Raw genomic sequence first — 20,379 nt, 5'->3', positions numbered from 1 at the left:
TGGCTGCAGGGCTGATGTGTCAAGGAAACTTGCGATCAGCCGTGCTTTCTGATAGGTGACCGGCAGATTTTGTTTTTGACCATTTCCCCCTGAGGAGCGCGCCCCATGATCCCTCGTTATTCCCGCAAGCAAATGACCGACATTTGGGAAGCGGAAAACCGGTTCCGTATCTGGTTCGAGATTGAAGCCCACGCCTGTGACGCCAACGCCAAGCTTGGCCGTATCCCTGAAGCCGCTGCCAAAGCTGTGTGGGAGCGCGGTAAGTTCGAAGTTGAGCGCATCGACGAGATCGAGCGCGAAGTGAAGCACGATGTGATCGCCTTCCTGACGAACCTCGCGGAACACGTGGGTGACGAAGCGCGTTTCGTGCACCAGGGCATGACGTCCTCTGACGTTCTGGATACCTGCCTCAGCGTTCAACTGGTGCAGGCCGCAGACATCATCATCGACGACCTTGAGAAGCTCTTGGTGGTGCTGAAGCGTCGCGCGGAAGAGCACAAATACACCGTGTGCATCGGCCGCAGCCACGGCATCCATGCAGAGCCTGTTACCTTCGGCCTCAAGATGGCGCAAGCCTACGCTGAGTTTGACCGCTGCCTTGAGCGTATGAAAATGGCGCGCAAGGAAGTCGCGACCTGTGCGATCTCCGGTGCGGTGGGCACATTCGCCAACATCGACCCGTTCGTTGAAGAATATGTGGCAGAAAAAATGGGCCTTGAGGTCGAGCCTGTGTCCACGCAGGTGATCCCGCGTGACCGCCACGCCATGTATTTTGCCGTGCTGGGTGTTGTCGCCAGCTGTATCGAGCGTCTGGCGGTGGAAGTGCGCCACCTGCAGCGCACCGAAGTTCTGGAAGCTCAGGAATATTTCTCCAAGGGTCAGAAGGGTTCAAGCGCGATGCCGCACAAGAAAAACCCGATCCTGACCGAAAACCTCACCGGCCAGGCGCGTTACATTCGCGCGATGGCAATCCCGGCCATGGAAAACGTGGCGCTGTGGCACGAGCGGGATATCTCCCACTCCTCCGTTGAGCGCTATATCGGCCCAGACGCGACTGTGGCGCTCGATTTCTCCCTCGCGCGCCTGACGAACGTGATGGACCAGCTGCTGGTGTACCCAGAGAACATGCTCGATAACATGAATAAGATGGGCGGCCTGCCGAACAGCCAGCGCGTACTGCTTGCGCTGACGCAAGCCGGCGTGAGCCGCGAGGACGCTTACCGCCTCGTGCAGGAAAACGCCATGAAGGTGTGGGATAGCCGCGGCACGCTGCAGCTTCTGGACCTTCTGAAGGCTGACAAGACCGTGACGGCGAAGGTATCCGAAGCTGAGCTCGATGAGATGTTCAACATGGATTACCACACCAAGCATGTAGACACGATCTTCAAGCGGGTGTTTGGCGACGCCTAACCCTGCTTAAAACAAAACGACGAAAAGGGCTGCACCGGTTGGGTGCGGCCCTTTTCGTTTTTGTGGGCTGATTTGAGGGACGCATGTACCGCGCAAAGCTATTGCAAGGCCAAAGCAATCATGCCAGCTTTGTGACAAGCCAGACTGCCTACACAACAAGGAGTGCCCGCACTTGGCCAGCCGGGACGATATTTCAGACTTCCCCTTTGGTATGCCAAACAAGCCCTCGAAAGAGCTGGCTCTTCCGGAAGCTGCCGGACCAAAAGCGGTTTTCAATTTGTGGCGGGAGAAGAAGGGGGACCGGGAGTTTCCACTAAAGTCTGATCTGCACCCCTCGCTGATGGCACGCTATCTGCCATACATCTATATTGTGGACATTCTTGATGGTGGTAAGGACTACCGTATCCGCCTTCTCGGATCAAGTGTGGCTGACATGCTTGGCAAGGATTATACCGGCACGCTTCTCAGCGAAACGCCTGAAGAGCTGGACTGGCGCGGCGAAATATATGGCCTGTGCATGAAAAGGCGCGCACCGGTTTTCTATCTGTTTGAGCTGGCGCCGTTCGGACGCGAGACGGTGGTCACCGAAAACGCTTTGTTCCCGCTTTCGGATGGTGACGGCAATCTTGCCCATCTCTTGTGTATGTCGGTCGAAGTGGGGCGCACCTATGAGGCTAGCCGCTAGGCACCTGCAGGCCTAATCCTCAATGCCCTTCAGGAAAATCCGCAGCGCCATCAAGTAAAACTCTTCATTGTCGCCCATGGTGGCGTGCCCGGCGCCAGGGACAATCACAGTCTTGGCATCAGGGATCATACCGCCGAACTTGCGGCAGCTCTTGGGCGCGGCCTCGTCATATTCACCGCAGATCATCAGGGTGGGGGCAGCAATATTGGGAAGCTGTGGGCTGATGTCGTAATCCTTCAGCGTGCCGGGCGCGAAAAATTCGGTTGGTCCCCACATGATTTCATACATCACCGGGTTCCAGTCCGGGCCGTCCACACGGTAGCGGCTGTTGCGGCAGCCTTCGGTGCGGCACATATGGCGGGCATAAAAGGCTTCTTCCGCAGCCCGGTAATCCGGGTGGTTGGTGGTGCCCTCGGCTTCATGCTTGCGGATGGTTGCTGCGGTCTCGGGTGGTAGTTGGTCAATCCATTCCTGATTATCCGCGATCCATTGGTGGGTGGAAATCAGCGGGCTTGAAAGGATTGCAGCCTTGAGGCCGTCTGGGTTCCTGACGGCATATTCAGCCGCCAGCGTCCCGCCCCAGCTGTGGCCCGCGATAATCACTTCATCAAGCCCGAGTGCTTCACGGATATGATCGATCTCCGCCACGAACCGCTCAACGCGCCAATTGGCAGGGTTGTTCGGGCGCTCTGAATTGCCCGTGCCCAGCTGGTCATAAAGGATCACTGGATATTCGTCCGCAAGCGCCACATACGGCATGTTCCCCCGGTGTGTGCCGCCAGGGCCGCCGTGCATCACGATGATCGCCGGGCGCTTGCCCAGATGCTCGCGCCCATTCAAGCGGTACCAAATCTTGCCGCCGTCCACCTGGATGAAGCCTGCGATTTCCGGGTCCTGATGGGCCTGGGCGGGCAGGGCAAAGGCGGTAAGCGCAAGAATGGCGGCGAGAGCAAAGCGGAGCATGTGTGTGTCCTATTTGAGTGCGTCAGCGTGATGGCGCAGATGATCTTCAATGAAGCTTGAGATGAAGAAATAGCTATGATCATAGCCCGCGTGACGGCGGAGCGTGACCTTTTGCCCAACCTTCTCGCACGCGGCTTCAAATAGCTCAGGCTTCAACTGGCCTTCCAGGAAATTGTCCGCAAGGCCTTGATCGATAAGAATATTTACTTCTGTTGCACCGCCGCTTTCCAGAAGGGCGCAGGCGTCATAGTCTGCCCAGGCCGCGCGGTCAGCGCCGATGTATCCTGTCAGCGCCTTCTCGCCCCACGGACAGTTCATGGGCGAGACAATCGGCGCGAAGGCCGAGACAGACCGGAATGTCTCGCGGTTCTTCAAAAAGATGGTCAGAGCGCCATGCCCGCCCATCGAGTGGCCGGTGATGCCCTGGCGGTTCATGTCTGCGTTGAACTCTTCCTTGATCAGGGCAGGGAGCTCACGCGTCACATAGTCATACATATGGAAATGGGTGTTCCACGGGGCCTCTGTGGCATTCACATAAAAACCTGCGCCCTTGCCGAAGTCATAGGCTTCATCGTCCGGCACGTCGTCGCCGCGCGGACTGGTGTCCGGGCAGACGATCATCAGCCCCAGTTCCGCGGCCACGCGTTGGAAACCGGCCTTCACGGTCGCATTGTCTTCCGTGCACGTGAGGCCAGACAGGTACCACACCACCGGCACAGGCCCGTCGAGGGCCTGCGGCGGCGTGAACACGCTAAAGCGCATGTCGCACTTGGTTGTTTCGGCAGCGTGGCGGTAGTAGCCCTGCGTACCGCCGAAACATTGGGTCTCTGAGATAATCTCGAATGACATCAGAATTCCACCACGGAGCGGATGGATTTGCCTTCGTGCATCAGGTCAAACGCAGTGTTGATCTCATCCAGCGGCATCTTGTGGGTGATCAGGTCGTCGATATTGATCTTGCCGTCCATGTACCAGTCGACAATCTTTGGTACGTCCGTGCGGCCGCGTGCGCCACCGAAGGCCGACCCGCGCCAGACGCGCCCGGTTACCAGCTGGAACGGACGGGTGGAGATTTCCTGGCCCGCGCCCGCAACGCCAATGATGATGCTTTCGCCCCAGCCTTTGTGGCAGCACTCAAGCGCCTGTCGCATGGTGTTCACATTGCCGATGCACTCGAAGCTATAGTCCGCGCCTCCGTTGGTGAGGTCCATGATGGCTTCCATCACGTCACATTCCTTGGGGTTGATGAAGTCTGTCATGCCGAACTGGCGGCCCATGGCTTCGCGGGCGGGGTTGATATCCACACCAACAATCTTGTTGGCGCCAACCATGCGTGCCCCTTGGATCACGTTGAGGCCGATACCGCCAAGACCAAACACCACGACATTCGAGCCGGGCTCAACCTTCGCGTCGAACGCCACCGCGCCCACGCCGGTCGTGACACCGCAGCCGATGTAGCAGATCTTGTCGAACGGCGCGTCTTCGCGCACCTTTGCCAGCGCGATTTCTGGCAGCACCGTGTGGTTCGAGAAGGTCGAGCAGCCCATATAATGAAGGATCGGCTTGCCATCGATCGAGAACCGGCTGGTGCCGTCCGGCATCACGCCCTTGCCCTGCGTTTCGCGGATGGATTGGCACAGGTTTGTCTTGGGGTGCAGGCAATAATCACACTCGCGGCACTCTGGCGTATACAAGGGGATCACATGGTCACCCGGCTTCAGGCTTTTCACGCCTTCGCCGACCTCGAGCACCACGCCCGCGCCTTCGTGGCCCAGGATCGCAGGGAACGCGCCTTCAGGGTCGTCACCCGAAAGCGTGAAGGCATCGGTGTGGCATACGCCGGTGGCCTTGATTTCCACAAGAACCTCGCCCGCCTTCGGGCCTTCAAGGTCCACCTCTTCAACGCTGAGCGGTTTTCCTGCGCCCCAGGCGACAGCAGCACGTGTTTTCATGGTAATCCCTCTTACATTTTGAATCGTATTGTTAATCTGAGTGTACTTAAACCGATCAGGGCACTAAAGTGCAAGCCCTTGGGGGACTAACAGGAAAAAATGCATGGCTGAAACGGTGAAAGATATCAGTGCGGCACTTCTCATCATTGGCGATGAGATTTTATCCGGTCGCACGAAGGATGCGAACCTGTCGTATCTGGCGGTGTGGCTGAATGAGATCGGTATCCAGCTTGCGGAAGTGCGCGTGGTGCCCGATATCGAAAACGAGATCGCAGCAGCCGTGAACGCGCTCCGGTTAAAATTTGATTATCTGTTCACCACTGGCGGCATCGGCCCCACCCATGATGATATTACCGTCGACAGTGTCGCGGCTGCCTTTGAGGTTCCGGTGGTTGTTCACCCCGAAGCCTATCGCCGGATGCTCGAATACTATGGCGAAGAAAACTTCACCGACGCCCGCAAGCGCATGACGCGCGTGCCCAAAGGCGCGGAACTGATTGACAACCCCGTGTCCATCGCCCCCGGTATCCGGATCGATAATGTCTTCATCATGGCGGGCGTGCCCAAGATCATGCAGTCGATGCTGGAAGGTATCAGGCCGCACCTGAAGACTGGCCGCAAGGTATGGACGAGCTCGCTGACGGTCCATGCACCGGAAAGCAAGATCGCCGAGGGCCTTGGCAAAATCCAGGATGATTACCCGCAGACCAGCATTGGAAGCTATCCCTTCTATGGGCAGGGATATGGCGCCAACATCGTGATCCGCAGCGCCGACAAGGACGCGATTGACGGTGCCATGGGCGCGGTTATGAACATGTGCGACGCGATGGGCTTCGAGATGGATCACCCGACCACGCTGAGCTAGGCCTGAGTGGCGTCGGTTGCTGGAAGCAGACAGAGCGTTTCAGAGGCCCCCGCGGCGGACATATCTGCATAGCGCGGGCAAAATCTTGCCAAAGGGCATTTCGTCATTGTTATCGGCGAAAAAACTGTTCTATAACCCGCTTGTCCAACCTTCATGTGCCCGCATGGTGGAATTGGTAGACACACAAGACTTAAAATCTTGAGACCGTATGGTCGTGCCGGTTCGAGTCCGGCTGCGGGTACCACCTTCCACTTATCGTCTTCCAATATTTCGTGGTAGTTGCATTGACATGCTCGGCCATCCGGTTTGATATGCGCACCATTGAGAAAAAATGGGGGCGGGGTCCTGGATCGACCGTCAAAAATCGAACGAGCGAGAACAAGACATGAATGCACGACAGCAGGTTCTTCAGCATATGCCCAAGAATGCGGTGTGCGCCGAAGTGGGTGTCCATCTGGGTGATTATTCTGCCAAAATCATCAACAGGACCAACCCGAAAAAACTGTATCTCATCGATCCCTGGCAGGTGATCGAGGACGAGAAATACGCAAAATCATGGTTCGGCAAAAAGGTTGCCCAGCGCGAGATGGACCAGCGCTACAAAAGCGTGCAGAAGCGTTTCGCGGACAACCCGGCTGTGGAAATCCTGCGCGATTTTTCCAAGGGTGCGGTTGAGCATATCCCGGACGGCAGCCTGGATTTCGTTTATCTGGACGGCGATCACAGCTATGAGGGCGTCTGCCTGGATTTCGACCTGTTCTATGACAAGGTCAAGCCGAACGGCCTGATTTATGGCGACGATTACACAGACCAGTTCTGGTGGGGCACCGGTGTCATTGATGCCCTGCACAAGAACCTGTATGAGAAAGACCTGCGCCTTGTGTTCCTGAACGGTACCCAATTCTGCTGCCGTAAGATGGGCTGATCATCCAGGGCGACTGACCACCTGGGCGACTGACCACCTGGGCGGCTGATCAGCTATCCAGGCTGCCGATGACAAGCAAAAGGCGGCTTACCTGTTCGCGTGGAAGGCGAATCTCCCGGGCGGGATTATATTGCTTCAGCACAAGCTCCTGGCCATCCCATTTTACAAATTGCTTGATGAACCCTGTGTGGTCGGCTGTTTCCACCAGGACGAACCGGCCTTTGCGTGGCGGTTTGGTTGGGTGTACATAGGCCAGGTCCTGATTCTTGTATTTGGGTACCATCGAATCGCCTGTCACATACACGGCGAACGCGTCCTTCACGCCCTGCAGGTCAGCGGGCCGGAATGTCCAGTCGATGGCACTGTCTTCCATAATGATATTGCCGTCTTTTCCCCCTTGGGCACGTCCCAGTACGGGCAGGTCGCGTTTGGTGCCAAACGCCCTTTCTTGCAGGCTAGCAAAGGCGCGCTGCGTCCTGCGTGGCAGCCCCTGGCGGTGGGTGCGACCGTCTGCAATAGGGGGCTGAGTTTTTTCAAGTTGGGGGACTGGCCTATTGGCGGTCTCGCCGGCAAATCCGTCCGGGGCGATGCTGAATGTGTCGCGTGCGTCCATCATGTTCTCCTTTTGTTCTTATTATGCAGATTGGCCGCGTCAAATAAAGCGCAAAGTTGTAGTGACAGAATTTTAATGTTGTTGCGGACATACTGTCGGCACTGGCATGCTAGCTGTGCATTCGGAGCTGCCGGTGTGTGGGTGAGGGGCGCCCGCAAAAATCGCGTTAGGTGAGATAAATGGACGACAATCAGTCGATCGATCTCCAGAGGTTTGCGGGGCTTTACCGGTCGCTGGCAACAGCTGTGCTGGAGCTTGGGCCGGATGATACGGTGGAATATGCCACCGGCAATATGGACCGCCTTTTGGGCTGTCCTTCCGAAAGCCTCATCGGGCAGTCCTTCTCTGCCTATATTCATTCCAAGGATTTTGCTATTTGGCGCCTTGTCCGCCACAAGCTGCTGAAGTCGGCGCATGTGGGGCCGGTGCCGCTCAGGGTTTTACGCACGGACGGCATGCCGGGTGCTGTTGAACTGCATGCTGTGCGCGTCCGCGGGGCGGGGCCAGGGGCCATCCAGCTTTCGGTCAGCCCCTATTGGGGACAATTGTCGATCGGGGATACCAAACGGGTGCCAAGCAGTTCACCACGGCAATTCGAGCGGCATCATTTCGGCAAGCTTGCACAGCGGTTGACAGACTATGCCGCAGGCACCGATCACAGCGTGCCGGAAGCCCTGATGAAGCTGGCGGGGCTGGACGAGCGGGCGGACACGGGCAAAGCAGAGGCCAGCTTGTGGGCCTTGCACCGCTTGCTGGGGGATGCGGCGGCCGAAGGGGCAGCGGGCGATCTGGCTGAAAGCAAGCGCTCGGGGCATCAGCCTTTAGGTGCGCCACAAAGCCCGAAAGCGGATGAGCGGGAACAAGTTTCCAGCGCCATGCGCGGCGCCTTCAAGCAGGGACGCGACAGTGCCAACTATGTGACCGTGGCCGGCGAAGATGGCATATCCGAAGCCGATGCGGTCAAGGCGGCGGTCTATGCCATGAAGCGCGCGGCCTCAAGAGAAAATGCCAAGACAATCCAGGCCTTGACCGGTGGCTATGAACGTCGGCTGGAAAAAGTGAAAGCGCAACTGAAGGCCTTCAAGCAGATCGTTCTGCAGGAGCGTTTTGATGTGGCCCTTCAGCCGATTGTCGATATCCATGACGGCAGCTTGCATCACTTTGAGGCGCTCGCCCGCTTCGACCAGAATGTTTTCAAGGGATCACCGTTTGAATTCATGTGCTTCGCCGAAGATATCGGCGTGATCCATGAATTTGACCTCGCCATGACCATGAAGGTGGTGTCGCTGATTAAGCGGATGCGGCGTATCGGCTATAATGTGGCAGCTGCGGTGAATATCTCCGGCCATTCGATCCAGTCACAGGGGTTTCTGCGCCATTTTTTCAATATTCTTGAGGATTGCGGCGATATCCGCGAGAACCTGATGTTCGAGCTGACAGAATCCAGCCAGATTGACGACCTTGAGACGACCAACAGGATTTTGAGGCGTATCCGCGATTTCGGTCATAAGGTCAGCCTTGATGACTTCGGGGCAGGGGCTGCGGGCTTGCAGTATCTTCGCGTTTTGAAGGTGGACTGCGTGAAGATCGACGGAATTTACATCCGCAAGGGTCTTGAAGACGGCGAAAATCGCTCTTTCCTGCGTTCGATGGCAGACCTTTGCGCAGGTCTTGGAATTGAGACAGTTGGCGAATGCGTGGAAAATGAAGAGCAGCGCCGATTCCTGGCGGAAATAGGCGTCAATTACGCGCAGGGGTGGCTGTATGGCAAGCCCATGCCGCCTGATGAAGCGCTTCAGTTCATGCAGGGCTAACTGACCCTCCCTATATACAACTCCCTCTAATTGGCACACTCCTTGCTGCTTGTGTATGCGAAAGGCAATGCGCTACAAGCGCGGCGCTCTTGAGAAATGCAAAGGATTGGTGTGTTAACTATATGTTTTTACGTCGAAAATATGCCGAAGTGAGTGGTTTTAACTGTCAGCCAGGGAAGGTATGTGCGGCCAAGTTTGCCGCTGTCGGCCCGCTGTCGGTGGCATATTTTGCCCGGCGTGGCACCGGTCCTCAGCCAACGAATGAGGAGATGATCAATGTCGATTAACGGTATTATCAACACCTCGCTCAGCGGGCTGTTCACCAACCAGGCGGCAATTCAGGCAACGTCGAACAACATCGCCAATGTCAATACCGAGGGCTACTCCCGCGTACGGGTCGAGACAGAGGCCAATACGTTGCAGGGGCAATCCGCTGGTGTAATGATTTCGGACATCAAGCGTGTCGTAGACCAGTTTCTTGAAACGGCTCTCAGGACTTCCACCTCCAACCTGTCGGAAGTGACAGTGCAGCGTGAGTTTCATGACCGGCTGCAGGGTATCCTTGGTGATCCGGCGTCTGACAGTTCGCTGGCCGCTCGCATGGATCAGATCTATCAGGCTATGGCGGACCTTGCGCTCAACCCTGCGGATGTCCTGCGTCGCCAGCAAATGCTTTCCGAGATTGGTAGTTTTGCTGATCAGGTCAACCTTTATCACAACCAGATTCAATCGCTTCGCGGCGAGGCAAGTACCCAGATGGCGGAAACGGTAACCGCGATCAATACGACGCTGCAGCGTATTGACTCTTTGAACCCGCTTCTGGTGCGTGCCTATTCGCTTGGTGAAGAATCCGGTGGCCTTGAAGGTCAGTTGGCACTGGCGCTCGGTGATCTGGCAGAAATGATTGACGTTAAGATCGAGCGGACTGCAGCCGGCGGCGTCAAGATCGCGACGAGCGATGGTTATCCACTGCTTGATACGTCGCTATTCCAGCTCGAATATGATGCGCCCGGGATCGTAGAGGCCGGCACGACCTTCCCGACCATCGACGTGTACCGGGTGAACGATAATCTTGAGCAGATTTCCTCCACAGCTGATCTCACGCCGCATATCCGGTCTGGCAAATTGAAGGGCCTGATGGAAATGCGGGACAACCAGCTGGTGGACCTGAGCGTGACGCTGGGCGAATTATCTGCCCGGGTGATGGACCAGTTCAACGCAATTCAGAACAAGTTTTCTGCGGTTCCTGCGCCAAACACGCTTGAAGGCAAGCAGACCTATGTTGACGGTGCGCACCCGACCGGTTTCACCGGCCAGACTACCTTTGCGGTTGTAGATGGCAGCAACAATCAACTGGTGAATTCCGTTACCATCGATTTCAGCGCATACCCGGATTTTAATGCGGCTGTCGCAGCAGTGAACGCAGCCCTTGGCGCGGATGGGTCGCTGGCGCTTACAAACGGTGTCATGTCTTTCACGGCATCCAACGCCGCGAACGGCGTTGTGATCGCCGACGTGGAAGCGGATCCGAGCGACCGGGCCGGGCGCGGTTTTTCGCACTTCTTCGGTATGAATGATCTCTTGAGTGCGGACCGTCCCGGCATCTATGAAACCGGGCTGGACGGCACGGAAGATCACAACCTTGGCGCAGCTGAGGCGATCGAGTTTGAGGTGCAGGACGCCCTGGGGCGGCAGCTGGCTACGATTTCTGTGGGCACGACGGGCACAACATTCAATGACATGATCGCCGAACTGAACAATGTTGGCGGCCTGGGTGCATATTTTTCCTTCACGCTTCAGGGCGATGGCCAGCTGACCTATCAGGAAACAGCCTCTTATGACGGCCTCAGCCTGAAGGTTGTTAACGACACGACGGACCTTGGCAGCACGGGTGTTACCTTCACCGGGGCGTTCGGTATCGGCGACAAGCACCGTGTCGAAGCGGCGCGTGATGTTACGGTCAATGAAGATATTGTTTCGGACCCGAACCTTCTGTCGCTGGCGGTTTTTGACGCAACTGGCGCGGTTGGCGATGTGGTTCTGACAGACGGTGACCAGCGCGGCGCGCTTGCCTTCCAGTCCCTTGAGACGTCACTTGTGGCGTTTGATAGCGCGGGCGAGTTGAAGGGTAGTAATGTCACGCTCGGTCAGTATGTGGCCCGTTTCCTTGGGAACGCAGGCTTGCAGGCCCGCCGGGTGCAAGACCTTGAAGAAGACAATCTCGAGCTGAAGCAAGAGGTTGAGGCTCGGAATTCTGCCGTTTCCGGCGTCAATATGGACGAGGAGCTCGCCAATCTGGTCGTGTACCAGAATGCATATGGCGCAGCGGCCCGTGTTCTATCCAGTGTGCAGGGGTTGTATGACGACCTCCTGTCGATAGTGTAAGGAGCATCAAATGGTTCGGGTATCATCATTCGGTCAGCAAGCGCTGCTTATCCGTTCTATTATGGAAAACCAGCAAAAGGTATTCGAAGGTCAGCGCCAGATTTCCAGCGGCAAGAAGACTGACGAATTCCGAGGGCTGGCAGGTGAGACCAGCACGATCCTGGGGTCACGCTCCTTCAAGGCACGGATTGAGACCTACCAGCAAACCATCGATACTATTCGAGGGAAGTTGGATGCCAACGACGTGCAGATCGAAGGCATGCTGGGCGCCATGGAAAAGCTGAAGGAAACCATTCAGACCACGCTGGCGAACGGCCAGGCTGAAGGATTTTCCGAGATGCTGGACCAGACCTTCAAGTTCGTGACCAATGCCCTGAATACGAACTTCGATGGCACGTACCTGTTTTCTGGCGCCAAAACCGGGTCAGAGCCTGTGAACGTAGGCACACTCGCGGAGCTTGACGCCCTTGGCGCAGTAAGTGATGCATTCGATAACGGCAGTGTGTCTTTTGAGGCCCGCATTGCAGATGGCGTGGATATCGAGTTCGGCATTCTGGCGAATGACATGGGTGAGGGTATTTTTCAGGAAATGCTGGATCTTTATCAGTTCGACCAGGGCGGTAGCGGCCCGCTACAGGGCGAGCTGACAGCAACTCAATTCAGCTTCCTGCAGGGCCAGTTGCAGTCTCTTGATACGGCGATTGATGATTTGCGTCAGATTCATGTGACCAACGGTCTGTCGTTTGAACGCCTGGAAGTTGTTGATGAGCAGCATACAGATACGGCTATCTTCCTTGAAAAATTCATTGCCGACATGGAAGACGTGGATATTGCAGAAGCCGTGACCAAGCTGAACAATGATCAGATAGCGCTTGAGGCGTCTTATCAGTCTATCAGTTCCTTGTCGCAACTGACGCTGCTGCGTTTCCTGTAAACTCTTTGGCCGATTGTCATTGCATTTGAACCGTTGCTGGCTAGATTGAGCGACGGAACAAGTGAGGACGAAGATGGCAATCTCAAAAGACCAGTTTAAGCAGGGTATGCGTCGCCTTGGCGGTGCGGTGAATATCGTGACAGCCGCTGATGGCGGTGTTTGGGCTGGCCTGACGGCAACTGCCGTCACGTCCCTCTCAGCAGAGCCGCCGCGTCTTCTGGTGTGTATTAACCGGCAGGGCGTCACTTATGACATTGTCTCAAAGGGTCGGACACTTGGTGTCAACGTCCTGGGAACAGCGCACAAAGGCTTGGCCATGCGTTTCGCTGGAATGGACGGTGAGGAAGAGACCGAGCGCTTCAGTGGTGGCGACTGGTTCACGGCCAAATCTGGCGCACCTCTGCTCAATGGCGCCCTGGTTTCTTTTGATTGTACGGTGGAAAGCATCCTTGATGCCGGCAGCCATGCTATTGTCATCGGCAATATCGAGGCTGTGGAAATAGGGGCGAGCGATGTCCTTGACCCTCTCTGCTATCTGGACGGCAAGTGGGGCACCTTCCAGAACCTTGGCTGATCAGCCTTCCTTTAAGTGATTTGCAAATTTTTTCGAATATCTTGTGCCTGGTCCGGGTATTTGCAGGATATTTTCGCAACATGTGCGAAAAAAAATCACCTATGCGAATCGCAATATCTTGACTCTGCGAATCAATATGATTCGATATATGGTGTCTGGGGCGCGATTTGAGCGGCCGCAGGGAAGAGGTCTTTTTCTAAGGTATTGATTCTTCTCTCTGAATCTATATCCTTAACCCGTTAGGGGTGTGTTGCACCTTGAAATCATGGGAAGTGCCCGCGTCGTTTTGAGCATTTTGTGGGGGCGGAGGTGCCTGGTGGTAAGTAAAGAGCTGCAAGATTTGTTGTTGCTGGCGAAGACCAAGTCTTCAGATGCTCGCTCGCGTCTTGTGGAAAACATCACAGACCTGTTTTTGTCCGACGATGGCCGGCTCAGCGAGCATGAACGTGCCCTGATGTCGGATATTCTTGGCAAACTCGTGAGCCAGGTTGAAACGGATATCAGGAAAGAGCTGTCACAGGCATTGGCAGCATCGGGGGTTGATTTGCCGGATATCGTCAAAATGCTTGCAAACGACGAAATAGAGATCGCGCGCCCGCTTCTGGAAAAGAGCGCGCTTCTTAAAGATCCAGATCTTATTGAAATTATACGGATGCGGACAGACGAACATCGTATCGCCATTGCGATGCGCGAAGACGTGTCTGAAAGCGTCAGCAATGCGCTGGTGGAATATGGCAGCGAAGACGTGGTTGAGACGCTTCTCAATAACCACGACACGCAGCTTTCGTCCCGCGCGATGGAATATCTTGTGGCTGAGTCCCGTCGGGTAGACCGGTTTCAGGAGCCGCTTTTGCAGCGGTCCGATCTACCTGGCGACTTGGCCTACCGCATGTATTGGTGGGTTTCGGCCGCACTCAGGAAACGCATTCTGGAAGATCACCAGGTTGACCCTGTGGTGTTTGAACAGGCCGTTCGCCGCGCAGCCAATACCGTGATGGTGGATAAGGACGGCGAGCAGAGTGCCTATGTGCGCGCGCAGCGTCTTGTCCGCCGTATGTCAGAGAATGGCGAATTGACGATCCAGTTCCTGCAAAATGCCCTCAGGCAACAGCGCGTGGCTGTGTTTGTGGCCGGGTTGGCGGAACTCGCGGGCATCAATTTCCGTACCGCCTGGCGCATTTTCTCGGACAAGGGCGGCGAAAGCTTTGCCATTCTCGCCAAGGCGGTGGGCGTGGACCGTAACCAGTTTACCAGTATCTACCTTTTGGTGGTGCAGGCCCGTGAGGGCGGTGGTGTAAAGTCACCAGGAGTATTGAAGGATATTTTGGCGTTGTTCGACGCGACGAGCGAAGAGAATGCCCGTGGGGCGTTGCAGGTATGGCAGCGCGATAGTGCGTACCAGGAAGCAATAGAAGAATTGGAAAAGGTTGGGTAGTGCCAGCTGATCGGGAGCTCAGCAGGGCATATGCTCGGGGAGGACCTCAATGACTTTGGAAAAGCCGATTGACAACAATGTTGTCGACCTTGCGGGGCGTCGTGGGGACGGCGCGGACGCAGCAGAGCCGGCCTTTGGGGCAAGTGTAAGCCGACAGGCCAGCACGGCGATGCCCGCGAATGAACAGGTTCTGGGGCTTGTGTCGCGCATCCTGGTGGATGAAAGCCTGCCGTTTTATGTCTGTGCACTTGATGGCACAGTCATTCACTTCAATGATCATTATCAAAACCTTGACCGCGCGCTGGGCGATGTGACGCTGGCACCGGGTGAGGGCAAATATGCCGGCCGCTATCAGGTGCCCACGCTTAAGCCCGTGATTGAGGATGTTCTGGCAAGCGAAACCACTGTGCGAGCCGAAGAAATTGTTGCCATCAGCGGGCGGGACCGCGTGTTCCTGGGGCGCCATACGCCTGTCAGGAATGAAAAGGGCGATATCGTTGCTGTCGCGGGAACGTACGAAGATGTAACCGTGCAGGTCCGCGGGATCGAGGAAGCCAACAAGACGCAGGCCCGTTTCCAGGATTTTGCACGCGCGAGCTCTGACTGGTTTTTTGAATGTGACGCTGACATGCGTATCCGCTCACTGTCTGAACGCTTCACTGCGATCGTGGGCCAGCCAGCATCGCTGTTTATCGGGTCCAAGTTCGAGCAGTTCGGCCGTCTTGAGGAAAATCTTGAGAAGCGCATGGACGGCCCGCAGGCTATCCGCATGCGCAAGCCGTTCCGCGAACAGCTTTTTGTCATTACTGAACCTTCGGGTGCTGAGCTGAAGTTCCACCTGTCAGCGGTGCCGGTGTTCGAGCGCCAGAGTGGTGATTTCCGCGGCTATCGCGGTGTGGGCATGGACGTGACGGCGCGCTACAAGCAGGCAGCTGAAGCCGAGGGCATTCGCCGCAATCTGGAAAGCCTGCTGCAGGAGCTGACGCGCAAGAATATGGCGCTTGATGAAGCGACAGAACAGGCGACCAGCGCCCTGAGGGCCAAGAACGAATTCCTGGCAGCCATGAGCCACGAGCTGAGGACGCCCTTGAATGCCATTATCGGTTTCGCTGAGGCATTCGAAAGTGAGACTTTCGGCAGCCTTGAGCGCGCCTATGTGGATTACGCATCCGATATTCGTAAGTCGGGCCAACACCTGCTGGGGCTGATCAACGATATTCTGGATGTTGCCGTGATCGAAAGCGGTGGGCTGTCGCTGAATATTGATGAACAGGAGTTGAGCCAGCTGCTGACCAAGGCTGTGCACATGAATATCGATGCGGCCCGCAACAAGGGCCTGGATGTGGAAGCCCTTACCGTGTCTTCGGGCCTGTGTGTGAAGGTGGATGACCGCCGCACGACGCAAATTCTGGTCAACCTGCTCTCTAACGCCATCAAGTTCACCCCGGAGGGTGGGTCGATCGGGATCGACGTAGTGCCGAATGAGGCAGCGCAGCAAGTTGCTATCACTGTTTGGGATACTGGGATTGGCATTTCCGAAGAGCATGCCGAGCATGTGTTCGAAAAATTCCATCAGGTAACAGAGCATATTTACAGCCGCACCCAGGAGGGTACAGGCCTTGGGCTGCATATCAGCCGGGAGCTGGCCCGCAAGATGGATGGCGATATCACGCTCGAAAGCAAGGTGGGTGAAGGCAGCCGCTTTACGGTGACCTTGCCGCTGTCTGACGGGAATGCGGCAGATACTGGTTATATCTAAGAGATAAAAACCCTGATAAGGGACGGGAGATGGGGCGCAGGCGGATAACCGTCGCGCCCCATTTTTATTCTACTCGCCGCGGATAAAGGTGCGGATGTCCTTCACCAGCGCTTCGATTGATGGTTGGTGCACATACATCATGTGGCCAGCCTCATAATAGGTGAACCAGACGCGGTCTGTATCTATGCCGTTGGCGTTGAACGTGTTTTCTGACGCGAAGAAAGGCGTTGCCAGGTCATAATAGCCGTTCGCCACCATGGTGCGCAGGTCCTTGTTTTCACGCATGGCTGTACCAACGTACGGCGCCACATTTGGATAGCCTTCGCTGTAGCCGCGCTTGCGGGGCTCGGCCCAGTGGCGTCCCGGTGTGCGGGAAAGCACTTCATAGCGGCGCTCGATATCCACGCCCAGGTCGTTTTGCAGATACTGGTAGATGCCAGCCGTATAGGCCGCGTCGATGCCGTATCCTGATGGGTCATTATCGAACGTATCGCCTGTGCCTTCATAGTCTTCGCCAACAAAACGGCTGTCCAGGCGGCCAACGGTTTTACCTTCATTGCGCAGCAGCTCCTTCATGAAGCGCATGTTGTTGACGCGCAGGTTGGCGTTCTTCACATACTGTTCACTGAGGCCCGTGTAAGCCGCGACTTTGGCTGCAATAGCACCAAACTCTTCATCGCTCAGGCGGTTGCCTTGCAGAAGCGCACTGGCATAGTCGCCCAGCGTGAAGGCGCGCACTTCATCAATGAAGCCCTCAAGTGTGCGACCCGCTTTGTCCACCTTGCCGTGGTACCAGGCAGTGGCCGCCATCGTAGGCAGGTAGGAAATATACGGCGTGTCGTTGCCTGGCTGGTAGCGCGCGGTCTGGAAATCCAGGATAGAGGAGATAAACACCACGCCGTTGATGGCAATATCCGACCAGCCGCCCTGAAGCTCGTTCAGGAGCGCGGCTGCGCGGGTGGTGCCATAGCTTTCGCCCGATAGGTATTTCGGCGAATTCCAGCGCTTGTGTTTCACAAGCCAAAGGCGGATGAATTCAGCGATCGACTGTGCGTCGTTATCGATGCCCCAGAAATCTTTGCCGTCCCCCTTGCCAATCGCGCGGCTATAGCCAGTGCCAACCGGGTCGATGAACACCATGTCAGCCATGTCGAGGATCGACAGCGGGTTGTCTTCAAGCCTGTATGGGGCGGCGCCATCGTCCTCTGCGTCAGACGGCAGAACCACACGTTTCGGGCCATAGACCCCTAGGTGCAGCCACAGGCTGGCAGAGCCAGGACCACCATTAAAAATGAAGAAAACCGGGCGCTCCGCATTGTTTTTCACATCGGTGCGCAGGTAAGACACGGAAAAGATCGACGCGGTGGCCTCGCCCTTGTCGTTCTTCAGGTGGGTTTCGCCGGCGATGGCCTTGTATTTGACCCTTTCACCGCCGAAAGTGCCCGACTTTTCAACTTCATAGACCTTCGGCGCCTCGACCGGCGTGCTGGTTTCTTCTTTCTTGTCGGCGGCAAGTGCAGACAGCGTCATGGACGCGGCGAGCAGCAGTCCGACGCAGGATTTGGCGAGCTTAAGCATGGTATACCCCTGATGGTTGACGTTTAAGGCTTGCTAGCCCTTTCGTTTAGTCGTGTCGCCCAGTTCGCGATGAGGCGTGCGCCTTAGTAGGCGAACTGTTCGGTAAAGATCCGTTCCGCCAGCGTATGTTCGCTGTCGAACAGAAGCGTTAGCGATACGTCGCGCGCCTCTTCAATCAATACGTGGCGCACATCCCGCACTTCGTGCATGTCTGCCACAGCCGACACGGGCCGTTTTTGCGGCTGGTTGATCGTCAGCGCCACTGTCACATGGTGCGGCAGCAGGGCACCGCCCCAGCGGCGTGGCCGGAAGGCGCTAAGTGGCGTCAGGGCCAGAAGGTCTGCGCCCAGTGGGATGATCGGGCCATGGGCAGACAGGTTATAGGCCGTACTGCCCGCCGGAGTTGCAACAAGCACGCCGTCGCCAACCAGTTCCGGCAGGCGGACCTTGCCGTCGATTGCCACGCGGATATTCGCGGCCTGCCGGGTTTCCCGCAGGAGCGACACTTCATTGATGGCCAGATGCTCGACCACTTCGCCGTCGCAGCGCGTGGCGCGCATGCGCAAGGGGTGCAGGGTGAAACTGTCTGCCTTGGTAATACGTTCCAGAAGGTCGTCATCATTGAATTCATTCATCAAGAACCCGACAGTGCCCTTGTTCATGCCGAAAATCGGGATGTTTTTCCCCATATAGGCATGCAAGGTCTGCAGCATGAAGCCGTCGCCGCCAAGCGCGACGATAACGTCTGCGTCGCTTGTGCTGACTGCTTTATAACGGTTCCGTAATATTTGCGCAGCTTTGCTTGCTTCACCAAACTCGCTGGCAATGATGGCAATCTTCATATGCTTGTTCCCTCTTGGGCGTGAGTATAGGCAAAAATCCGCAGAGGGCGAGGGGGAATTTTTACGCAGAGATTTTAGGTGCTGGGATCAGCCGCCTGTCTGGCTCATATGGCGGCCGACAGTGCCTGTCATGCGGTCGCCCTCCATGGCAAAATCATGGCCTTTGGGCTTTTCCAGCATGGCTTTGCCGAGCGCGAGATCAAGCGCAGCGTGTGGCTTGTCCGACCGGAGCGCTGCGCGCAGGTCCACATGGTCATCCTGGCCCAGGCACATATAGATGCGCCCGGTGCAGGTAACCCGCACGCGGTTGCAGCCGTCGCAGAAATTGCCGGTGAGCGGCGTGATCAGGCCCAAGCGGCTCTGGTGGCCTGCAACCTCAAAATAGCGGGCAGGGCCACCGGTCCGGTGCAGGCTGGGCGTCAACTTCCAGCGATTTTCGAGGGCCGGCAACAGCGATGTCAGCGGCAGGTAGCGGTCTTCCCGTGCGTCGTCAATGTCGCCCAAAGGCATGGTCTCAATAAGCGTCAGGTCGAGGCCTTCTTCAAGGCACCATGCCATTAGGTCCGGGATTTCAGTGTCATTCAGGCCTTTGAGTGCCACGGTGTTGATCTTGACCTCAAGACCGGCAGCCTTGGCCGCCCGAATGCCCTCCAGCACCTGCGCAAGCCGGTTGCGGCGGGAGATTTCCTCGAACAGGTCCGGCTTGAGGGTGTCCAGCGATACATTGATGCGCCGGATGCCAGCCTTGTAAAGATCAGCCGCCATATGCGGCAGTTGCGTGCCATTGGTGGTCAGCGTGACCTCATCCAGCGTGCCGCGCGCCACGTCCTCCCCCAATCGTCCGATAAGCGTCAGGATGCCTTTCCTTACCAGCGGTTCGCCACCCGTCAGGCGAATGCGGCGGACGCCCCGATCCATAAAGGCTTTGGAGAGGTCGTAAAGTTCCTCAAGTGTCAGAACATCGGCTTTGGGCAGGAACACCATGTCTTCGGCCATGCAGTAACGGCAGCGCAGGTCGCAGCGGTCAGTCACCGACAAGCGCAGATAGCTGATCTGCCGCCCGAATGTGTCGGTCAGTGTTTTTGTGCGCGGCATATGGTCATGGCTATCGGGCATAGCTGCAATGTCGTGCGCAAGGGGCCTGTCGTCAAGTCATTAGGATGTGATAAGGGCGTTAGAAGGTGGGAGCGGCTTAGCTGTCTTCGTCGAAGAAGGAGCCAAGCGCTTCGTCATAGGCTTCATCAAGACGCTTGAACACGGTGGCATTGGCCCTGAAGGCATGCTCTTCCGCCTTAAGGTCCACCATATTCTGCAGCACATCTGAGTAGCCGGCGCCGGAAGGGCTGGTTTTTGGCGACGAAAGCGCGGCTGTGTTCTGACTTTGTGCAGCGCCATCGTCGAGGCTGAAGGAGGAGGCTTCGCTGGTCTTCTTCAGGATTTCCGAAGCCAGGTCGGTCGCCCGGCTTTCAGACTTCATCAGTCCCTGTGCCGCGATGTTCAGCGCTTTGATCATGAAATCGTGATACCTCGTTCAAACCTGCTGTCACTATACACTTACGGCTATGAATTGGCAGTAAACAATTAGATACAATTGTAGTCACCGCTGACCGCGCTATGTTGTTGGTTGAAAAAGAGTGGAGGCTAT

At 56.6% G+C, this 20,379-nt stretch carries 18 protein-coding genes and 1 tRNA gene; 11 read left to right on the top strand and 8 right to left on the bottom strand.

From position 1 onward, the window contains the following. Window positions 1-105: 105 nt before the first annotated feature. Together purB and ACFO5Q_RS04195 are read left to right on the top strand one after the other, a co-directional pair. The gene (purB, locus tag ACFO5Q_RS04200; protein ID WP_068147405.1) at window positions 106-1,410 is read left to right on the top strand and encodes an adenylosuccinate lyase; all 1,305 of its coding nucleotides are present in this window, start codon (window positions 106-108) and stop codon (window positions 1,408-1,410) included. A gap of 172 nt (window positions 1,411-1,582) precedes the next feature. Further along, on the top strand, window positions 1,583-2,095 hold the full coding sequence (locus ACFO5Q_RS04195; protein ID WP_068147408.1) for a PAS domain-containing protein: 513 nt from the start codon (window positions 1,583-1,585) through the stop codon (window positions 2,093-2,095). 12 nt (window positions 2,096-2,107) lie between these two features. On the opposite strand, the gene ACFO5Q_RS04190 is transcribed toward ACFO5Q_RS04195, so the two are convergent. Genes ACFO5Q_RS04190 through ACFO5Q_RS04180 form a run of 3 tightly spaced genes read right to left on the bottom strand, consistent with a single transcriptional unit; the run spans window position 2,108 to window position 5,010 of the window. Next, window positions 2,108-3,058, bottom strand: a complete 951-nt coding sequence (locus ACFO5Q_RS04190; RefSeq protein WP_068147410.1) for a proline iminopeptidase-family hydrolase — start codon at window positions 3,056-3,058, stop codon at window positions 2,108-2,110. Between the two features lie 9 nt (window positions 3,059-3,067). Then, window positions 3,068-3,907 (bottom strand): S-formylglutathione hydrolase, encoded by an 840-nt coding sequence (gene fghA, locus ACFO5Q_RS04185; protein ID WP_068147415.1) that lies wholly within the window; start codon window positions 3,905-3,907, stop codon window positions 3,068-3,070. Next, a complete protein-coding gene (locus ACFO5Q_RS04180; protein ID WP_068147420.1) occupies window positions 3,907-5,010 on the bottom strand; it encodes an S-(hydroxymethyl)glutathione dehydrogenase/class III alcohol dehydrogenase in 1,104 nt (367 codons plus the stop codon). Before ACFO5Q_RS04180 ends, fghA begins: the two co-directional genes overlap by 1 nt. 103 nt (window positions 5,011-5,113) lie before the next feature. Between ACFO5Q_RS04180 and ACFO5Q_RS04175 the strand changes: the two genes are divergently transcribed. The 3 genes from ACFO5Q_RS04175 to ACFO5Q_RS04165 all read left to right on the top strand — a co-directional run bounded on the left by ACFO5Q_RS04175 (window position 5,114) and on the right by ACFO5Q_RS04165 (window position 6,800). Beyond that, window positions 5,114-5,875, top strand: coding sequence for a competence/damage-inducible protein A (locus ACFO5Q_RS04175; protein WP_068147423.1), 762 nt, complete (start codon window positions 5,114-5,116; stop codon window positions 5,873-5,875). Between the two features lie 157 nt (window positions 5,876-6,032). Then, window positions 6,033-6,119, top strand: a tRNA-Leu gene (locus ACFO5Q_RS04170). Between the two features lie 87 nt (window positions 6,120-6,206). Then, window positions 6,207-6,800 (top strand): class I SAM-dependent methyltransferase, encoded by a 594-nt coding sequence (locus ACFO5Q_RS04165; protein WP_082719858.1) that lies wholly within the window; start codon window positions 6,207-6,209, stop codon window positions 6,798-6,800. Between the two features lie 49 nt (window positions 6,801-6,849). On the opposite strand, the gene ACFO5Q_RS04160 is transcribed toward ACFO5Q_RS04165, so the two are convergent. Next, the gene (locus ACFO5Q_RS04160) at window positions 6,850-7,416 is read right to left on the bottom strand and encodes a S24 family peptidase (RefSeq protein WP_082719859.1); all 567 of its coding nucleotides are present in this window, start codon (window positions 7,414-7,416) and stop codon (window positions 6,850-6,852) included. 176 nt (window positions 7,417-7,592) lie between these two features. Here ACFO5Q_RS04160 and ACFO5Q_RS04155 point away from each other — a divergent pair, with 176 nt between their 5' ends. The 6 genes from ACFO5Q_RS04155 (at window position 7,593) to ACFO5Q_RS04130 (ending at window position 16,314) form a co-directional block, all read left to right on the top strand. Continuing rightward, window positions 7,593-9,227: a sensor domain-containing phosphodiesterase gene (locus ACFO5Q_RS04155; RefSeq protein WP_068147433.1), complete on the top strand. Its 1,635-nt coding sequence runs from the start codon at window positions 7,593-7,595 to the stop codon at window positions 9,225-9,227. Window positions 9,228-9,503: 276 nt separating this feature from the next. Further along, the gene (gene flgK / locus ACFO5Q_RS04150) at window positions 9,504-11,612 is read left to right on the top strand and encodes a flagellar hook-associated protein FlgK (protein ID WP_068147436.1); all 2,109 of its coding nucleotides are present in this window, start codon (window positions 9,504-9,506) and stop codon (window positions 11,610-11,612) included. Window positions 11,613-11,622: 10 nt separating this feature from the next. Then, window positions 11,623-12,546 carry a flagellin gene (locus tag ACFO5Q_RS04145; RefSeq protein ID WP_068147440.1) on the top strand — a complete coding sequence of 308 codons (924 nt, stop codon included), beginning with the start codon at window positions 11,623-11,625 and terminating at the stop codon, window positions 12,544-12,546. Window positions 12,547-12,619: 73 nt separating this feature from the next. Next, window positions 12,620-13,120 (top strand): flavin reductase family protein, encoded by a 501-nt coding sequence (locus tag ACFO5Q_RS04140; protein WP_068147443.1) that lies wholly within the window; start codon window positions 12,620-12,622, stop codon window positions 13,118-13,120. Window positions 13,121-13,436: 316 nt separating this feature from the next. Further along, window positions 13,437-14,555 (top strand): DUF2336 domain-containing protein, encoded by a 1,119-nt coding sequence (locus ACFO5Q_RS04135; protein ID WP_068147445.1) that lies wholly within the window; start codon window positions 13,437-13,439, stop codon window positions 14,553-14,555. Between the two features lie 49 nt (window positions 14,556-14,604). Continuing rightward, complete coding sequence (locus tag ACFO5Q_RS04130; RefSeq protein ID WP_068147449.1) at window positions 14,605-16,314, top strand: sensor histidine kinase; 1,710 nt, start codon at window positions 14,605-14,607, stop codon at window positions 16,312-16,314. A 69-nt stretch (window positions 16,315-16,383) separates the two neighbouring features. On the opposite strand, the gene ACFO5Q_RS04125 is transcribed toward ACFO5Q_RS04130, so the two are convergent. From ACFO5Q_RS04125 to ACFO5Q_RS04110, 4 genes are all read right to left on the bottom strand, one after another. Continuing rightward, window positions 16,384-17,892 (bottom strand): S10 family peptidase, encoded by a 1,509-nt coding sequence (locus tag ACFO5Q_RS04125; protein ID WP_068147452.1) that lies wholly within the window; start codon window positions 17,890-17,892, stop codon window positions 16,384-16,386. Between the two features lie 83 nt (window positions 17,893-17,975). Then, on the bottom strand, window positions 17,976-18,734 hold the full coding sequence (locus tag ACFO5Q_RS04120; RefSeq protein WP_068147456.1) for an NAD kinase: 759 nt from the start codon (window positions 18,732-18,734) through the stop codon (window positions 17,976-17,978). A gap of 87 nt (window positions 18,735-18,821) precedes the next feature. Continuing rightward, window positions 18,822-19,850: a GTP 3',8-cyclase MoaA gene (gene moaA / locus ACFO5Q_RS04115; RefSeq protein WP_156431947.1), complete on the bottom strand. Its 1,029-nt coding sequence runs from the start codon at window positions 19,848-19,850 to the stop codon at window positions 18,822-18,824. A gap of 76 nt (window positions 19,851-19,926) precedes the next feature. Further along, on the bottom strand, window positions 19,927-20,247 hold the full coding sequence (locus ACFO5Q_RS04110) for a hypothetical protein (RefSeq protein ID WP_068147459.1): 321 nt from the start codon (window positions 20,245-20,247) through the stop codon (window positions 19,927-19,929). Between the last annotated feature and the right edge of the window lie 132 nt (window positions 20,248-20,379).

Source organism: Kordiimonas lipolytica (genome assembly GCF_042651265.1).
GTDB lineage: Bacteria > Pseudomonadota > Alphaproteobacteria > Sphingomonadales > Kordiimonadaceae > Kordiimonas > Kordiimonas lipolytica.
The sequence above is the reverse complement of the archived record's forward strand: the minus strand, read 5'-3'. Positions and strand labels throughout refer to the sequence as shown.

Bases quoted from the DNA above. Each gene is read 5' to 3' on its own strand.
- purB (WP_068147405.1), top strand. From the start codon at position 106: ATGATCCCTCGTTATTCCCGCAAGCAAATGACCGACATTTGGGAAGCG.
- ACFO5Q_RS04190 (WP_068147410.1), bottom strand. From the start codon at position 3,058: ATGCTCCGCTTTGCTCTCGCCGCCATTCTTGCGCTTACCGCCTTTGCC.
- fghA (WP_068147415.1), bottom strand. From the start codon at position 3,907: ATGTCATTCGAGATTATCTCAGAGACCCAATGTTTCGGCGGTACGCAG.
- ACFO5Q_RS04180 (WP_068147420.1), bottom strand. From the start codon at position 5,010: ATGAAAACACGTGCTGCTGTCGCCTGGGGCGCAGGAAAACCGCTCAGC.
- ACFO5Q_RS04175 (WP_068147423.1), top strand. From the start codon at position 5,114: ATGGCTGAAACGGTGAAAGATATCAGTGCGGCACTTCTCATCATTGGC.
- ACFO5Q_RS04165 (WP_082719858.1), top strand. From the start codon at position 6,207: ATGGGGGCGGGGTCCTGGATCGACCGTCAAAAATCGAACGAGCGAGAA.
- ACFO5Q_RS04160 (WP_082719859.1), bottom strand. From the start codon at position 7,416: ATGATGGACGCACGCGACACATTCAGCATCGCCCCGGACGGATTTGCC.
- ACFO5Q_RS04155 (WP_068147433.1), top strand. From the start codon at position 7,593: ATGGACGACAATCAGTCGATCGATCTCCAGAGGTTTGCGGGGCTTTAC.
- flgK (WP_068147436.1), top strand. From the start codon at position 9,504: ATGTCGATTAACGGTATTATCAACACCTCGCTCAGCGGGCTGTTCACC.
- ACFO5Q_RS04145 (WP_068147440.1), top strand. From the start codon at position 11,623: ATGGTTCGGGTATCATCATTCGGTCAGCAAGCGCTGCTTATCCGTTCT.
- ACFO5Q_RS04140 (WP_068147443.1), top strand. From the start codon at position 12,620: ATGGCAATCTCAAAAGACCAGTTTAAGCAGGGTATGCGTCGCCTTGGC.
- ACFO5Q_RS04130 (WP_068147449.1), top strand. From the start codon at position 14,605: ATGACTTTGGAAAAGCCGATTGACAACAATGTTGTCGACCTTGCGGGG.
- ACFO5Q_RS04125 (WP_068147452.1), bottom strand. From the start codon at position 17,892: ATGCTTAAGCTCGCCAAATCCTGCGTCGGACTGCTGCTCGCCGCGTCC.
- ACFO5Q_RS04120 (WP_068147456.1), bottom strand. From the start codon at position 18,734: ATGAAGATTGCCATCATTGCCAGCGAGTTTGGTGAAGCAAGCAAAGCT.
- moaA (WP_156431947.1), bottom strand. From the start codon at position 19,850: ATGCCCGATAGCCATGACCATATGCCGCGCACAAAAACACTGACCGAC.
- ACFO5Q_RS04110 (WP_068147459.1), bottom strand. From the start codon at position 20,247: ATGATCAAAGCGCTGAACATCGCGGCACAGGGACTGATGAAGTCTGAA.